This is a genomic window from Achromobacter sp., from assembly GCF_057314935.1.
Genome location: NZ_DBHKZA010000169.1, coordinates 1 through 4,434, shown reverse-complemented (window position 1 = coordinate 4,434; position 4,434 = coordinate 1). Strand labels below are relative to the sequence as shown.

Genomic DNA, 4,434 nt, shown 5'->3' with positions numbered 1-4,434 from the left:
CCGCGGTGCCCGAACGCGGGTCGATGCCCATGTCCAGCATGCGCTTCTTCACGGCCTCGTCCTGCAGGGTGTCGGTCAGCGCGGCCTGCAGCTTCGCCAGGACCGGAGCCGGGGTGCCCTTGGGCGCCACGAAGCTGAACCAGGCGGTCATGTCGAAGGCGGGGTAGCCCTCTTCGGCCAGCGTCTGCAGTTTCGGCAGCGTCGCCAGCCGCGACGGGCTGGTGATGGCGAAAACCTTGACCTTGCCGGCGTCCGCCTGCGGCATGCCGGTGGCGACCATGTCGAAGAACAGGTCGACGTCGCCGCTGATCAGGGCGGGCAGGGCCTGGGTCGCGCCCTTGAAGGGCACGTGCAGGATGTCGATGCCGGCGCGTTCCTTGAACAGTTCGCCGGCCAGGTGGGACGACGTGCCGGGCCCGAAGGTCGCGAACGTCAGCTTGCCCGGGTTCTGCTTGGCGTAGGCCACGACGTCCTGCGTGCTGTTGAAGGGCCGCTTGGGGCTGGACAGCAGCACCAGCGGGCCGACGCCCACCATGCCGATTGGCGAGAAACTGTCCGGGTCGTAAGGCAGTTCCTTGTACAGATAGCGGTTCGTCACCAGCGTGGAGTTCGTGGCCATCAGGATGGTGTAGCCGTCGGGCTGTTCCCGCGAGACGAACGCCGCCCCGATGGACGTGCCGGCGCCCGCCTTGTTCTCCACGATCATGGGCTGGCCCAGCGTCTTGGCCATGCGTTCGGCCAGGATGCGGGTCAGCACATCGGTGGCGCCGCCGGCCGGGAAGGGCGAGACGACCTTGATCGGCCGGGCCGGATACGTGTCGGCCTGCGCGCCCAGTGCGGCGGCGCTAAGCAATACGGTGGCCAGCAGTTTGATGCTCGTGCGAATCATGTTTTCCCCTTGGAATCGCGTGCGTGAGTGGATCGCCGGGCTTGGCTTGACCGAACCGCGCTGCGGGAAGCATTGCGGGGGCTTGCCAAGTCTCCTTGGATCATTTAAATTCCGTTATATGGAATTTAGTTTTGTTATTCGAAATAAACTATAAAAACGAAGCGAATAGAAATGCAATCTTTTTCTGACACCAAGCGCGTCATCCACGCCGCCACCAAACCCGACGAGACGCTGGAGCTCAGCCAGCCGGCGCGGCGCAAACGCACCGCTGGCGTAGGCGAAGGCGCCAATTCGCCCGACTTCATCACCGCGCTGGCGCGGGGGCTGGACGTGCTGCGGTGTTTTCGCCACGGCGTGACCGCGCTGGGCAACCTGGACCTGGCGCGCCTGACCGGCCTGCCCAAGCCCACCATCAGCCGCATCAGCTACACGCTGACCGAGCTGGGTTACCTGCGCTATCACCCCGACACCGGCAAGTATTCGCCCGGCTATGGCGTGCTGGCGCTGGGCTTTGGCCTGCTGGCAGGGCTGGAGGTACGCGAACTGGCCAAGGCCTCGATGACCGAATTGGCCCGTGACACCGGCGGCGCGGTTGCGCTCGGCGCCTTCGATGGCGACGCCATGACCTATGTCGAAGCCATCCACGGGTCCTCCGCGCTGTACTTGCGGCTGCCCGTCGGCTATCGCGCCAGCCTGGACAGCGCGATGGGCCGAGCGTATCTGGCCAGCCTGCCTGCCAGCGCCTGTGACGAGGTGCTGGCGCGCCTGGGGCCGGCCGCGCCGCCTGTCGACGCCATTGCCCGCGCCCGTCTGGAGCTGCAGGAATCGGGCTGTTGCTTCGCCATTGGCGAGTGGCAATCTGGCATCAACGCCGTCGCCGTGCCGTTCACGTCCATCACGGGCGAAGGCGTCTTCGTGATGAGCTGCGGCGGCCCCGCCAGCCTGTTGCCGGAACCGGACTTGCGTACGCGCGTGGGCCCCGCACTGCGCGCGGCGATCGCGGGTCTTGCCGGGGCGTCGGCCTGATCGTCCGGGCACACGCGGGTCCGGCGTGGCTATCTCGTACAATTCGGAGATTGATCCACCCCTAGCGCCCTCGGAGACCCGTTTGGCCAAACCCACACCAGCCGATCCGCAGATCGACGACCGTCCCTTGCCCCAGGATTTCGAAACGGCCCTGGCCGAATTGGAGTCATTGGTTGCGGCCATGGAAGACGGCTCGTTGCCGCTTGAGCAATCGCTGGCCGCCTACCGGCGCGGCGTCGCGCTCACCCGGGTATGCCAGGACCGCTTGGCGCAGGCCGAACAGCAGGTCAAGGTCCTGGAAGGCGACTTGCTGCGTCCGCTGGATCCGGCGGCGCTGGATGACGAATAAGAACCCGATGAAGCAAACTCAACTCGCTTTCCCGGAGTGGCTGCAGGGCCGTGTGCGGCACGTCGAAGACGTCCTCGACGACCTGATGCCCCCCGCGGATGTGCTGCCTGTCCGTCTCCACGAAGCCATGCGCTACGCCGTCCTGGGCGGCGGCAAGCGCGTGCGCGCCGCGATGGTCTACGCCGCCGGGCAAGCGTGCCCGGTCAGCGGCAGCGTGCTGGCCATCGAAGCGTCGCTGGACCGCGCCGCCGCGGCGGTGGAATTGATCCACGCGTATTCGCTGGTGCATGACGACCTGCCTTGCATGGACGACGATACGCTGCGCCGCGGCCAGCCCACGACGCACGTGAAGTTCGACGAAGCCACTGCCATGCTGGCGGGCGACGCCTTGCAGCCGCTGGCCTTCGATCTGCTGGCCTCGATGCCGATTGCGCCTGCGCTGATCGTGCAGGCCACGCAGTCGCTGGCGCGCGCCGCCGGCAGCCAGGGCATGGCGGGCGGCCAGGCCATCGACCTGCTCAGCGTCGGCCGTTCGCTGTCGCGCGACGACCTCCAGACCATGCACAGCATGAAGACCGGCGCCATGCTGGCCTGCAGCGTTGCGCTGGGCGGCATCGTCGCGGGTGCCAGTTCGGCGTCGCGCCAGGCGCTGGACGCCTACGCGCAAGCAATGGGCCTGGCATTCCAGGTCGTGGACGATATCCTTGACGTGACCGCCGACACGGCCAGCCTGGGCAAGACCCCCGGCAAGGACGCGGCGGAGAACAAGCCGACGTACGTGTCGCTCCTGGGCCTGTCCGAGGCGCGCGCGTTCGCCGACGAATTGCGTGAAGCAGCGCTGGCGGCGCTGGCACCGCTGGGCGATGCCGGCGGACGCTTGGCGCAACTGGCCGACTTCATCGTCCTTCGAGACCGCTGATCCGTGACTAGCCCGGCTTGAATCCACGCCGGGTCAACGAACCCCATAAAAGCATGACGACTGATTTGTTGGACCGCATTCAATCCCCGGCAGACCTCAAGCGCCTGGATCGTCGCGAGCTGAAGAAGCTTGCGGACGAACTGCGCGGCTTCGTGCTGGAGTCGGTATCCAAAACGGGCGGGCACTTGTCGTCCAATCTGGGCACGGTGGAGCTCACGCTGGCGCTGCATCAGGTGTTCGACACGCCGCATGACCGGATCGTCTGGGACGTGGGCCACCAGTCCTACCCGCACAAGATCCTGACAGGACGCCGCGCCGGCATGGCGCGGCTGCGTCAAGAAGGCGGGATCTCGGGCTTTCCCAAACGCAGCGAATCCGAATACGACGCCTTCGGCACCGCACATTCCTCGACGTCAATCTCGGCCGCGCTGGGCATGGCGGTGGCCTCGCGCAACGCCGGCGTGCAGCGCCAACACATCGCTGTCATCGGCGACGGCGCCATGTCGGCCGGCATGGCGTTCGAGGCCATGAACAATGCGGGCGTCACGCCCAACATCAACCTGCTGGTGATCCTGAACGACAACGACATGTCGATCTCGCCGCCGGTGGGGGCGTTGAACCGCTACCTGGCGCGCCTGATGTCGGGCCGCTTCTACGCTGCGGCCAAGAACGTCGGCCGCGCCGTCCTGCAGCACGTGCCGCCGGTGCTTGAGCTGGCGCGTCGTTTCGAAGAGCATGCCAAAGGCATGGTCACGCCGGCCACGCTGTTCGAGGAGTTCGGCTTCAACTACGTCGGCCCCATCGACGGCCACGACCTGGACGCCCTGGTGCCCACCCTGCAGAACCTGAAGGCCCTGCAAGGCCTGCAGTTCCTGCACGTGGTGACCAAGAAGGGGCAGGGCTACAAGCTGGCCGAGGCCGATCCGGTGCTCTATCACGGCCCGGGCAAGTTCGACCCCGCCGTGGGCATCCAGCAATCCAAGGCGCCGGGCAAGCGCACCTTCACCCAGGTGTTCGGTCATTGGCTGTGCGACATGGCCGAGCAGGATTCGCGCCTGGTCGCGGTCACCCCCGCCATGCGCGAAGGCAGCGGGCTGGTGGAATTCGAAAAACGCTTCCCGCTGCGGTATTTTGACGTGGGCATCGCCGAACAGCATGCCGTGACGTTCGCCGCCGGCATCGCCTGCGAAGGGCAAAAGCCCGTCGTCGCCATCTATTCGACCTTCATGCAGCGCGGCTACGACCAGTTCA

Annotated in this window: 5 protein-coding genes; 4 read left to right on the top strand and 1 reads right to left on the bottom strand. The window is 66.5% G+C overall.

Features of this window, described 5'->3' with window-relative positions:
• Positions 1-889, bottom strand: an 889-nt coding sequence (locus ACO6D5_RS29655; protein WP_485827375.1) for a Bug family tripartite tricarboxylate transporter substrate binding protein, incomplete at its 3' end; no start/stop codon positions are given.
• A 171-nt stretch (positions 890-1,060) separates the two neighbouring features.
• Between ACO6D5_RS29655 and ACO6D5_RS29650 the strand changes: the two genes are divergently transcribed.
• From ACO6D5_RS29650 to dxs, 4 genes are all read left to right on the top strand, one after another.
• Positions 1,061-1,915 (top strand): IclR family transcriptional regulator, encoded by an 855-nt coding sequence (locus ACO6D5_RS29650; protein WP_088590226.1) that lies wholly within the window; start codon positions 1,061-1,063, stop codon positions 1,913-1,915.
• A gap of 82 nt (positions 1,916-1,997) precedes the next feature.
• On the top strand, positions 1,998-2,264 hold the full coding sequence (locus tag ACO6D5_RS29645) for an exodeoxyribonuclease VII small subunit (protein WP_006225055.1): 267 nt from the start codon (positions 1,998-2,000) through the stop codon (positions 2,262-2,264).
• A gap of 7 nt (positions 2,265-2,271) precedes the next feature.
• Positions 2,272-3,183, top strand: coding sequence for a polyprenyl synthetase family protein (locus ACO6D5_RS29640; protein WP_006225054.1), 912 nt, complete (start codon positions 2,272-2,274; stop codon positions 3,181-3,183).
• 53 nt (positions 3,184-3,236) lie between these two features.
• On the top strand, positions 3,237-4,434 hold a 1,198-nt coding region (gene dxs, locus ACO6D5_RS29635), incomplete at its 3' end, for a 1-deoxy-D-xylulose-5-phosphate synthase (RefSeq protein ID WP_485827374.1).

What these genes read in the sequence shown, in the direction of transcription:
- ACO6D5_RS29650 (WP_088590226.1), top strand. Translation starts at nt 1,061, where the DNA reads ATGCAATCTTTTTCTGACACCAAGCGCGTCATCCACGCCGCCACCAAA.
- ACO6D5_RS29640 (WP_006225054.1), top strand. Translation starts at nt 2,272, where the DNA reads ATGAAGCAAACTCAACTCGCTTTCCCGGAGTGGCTGCAGGGCCGTGTG.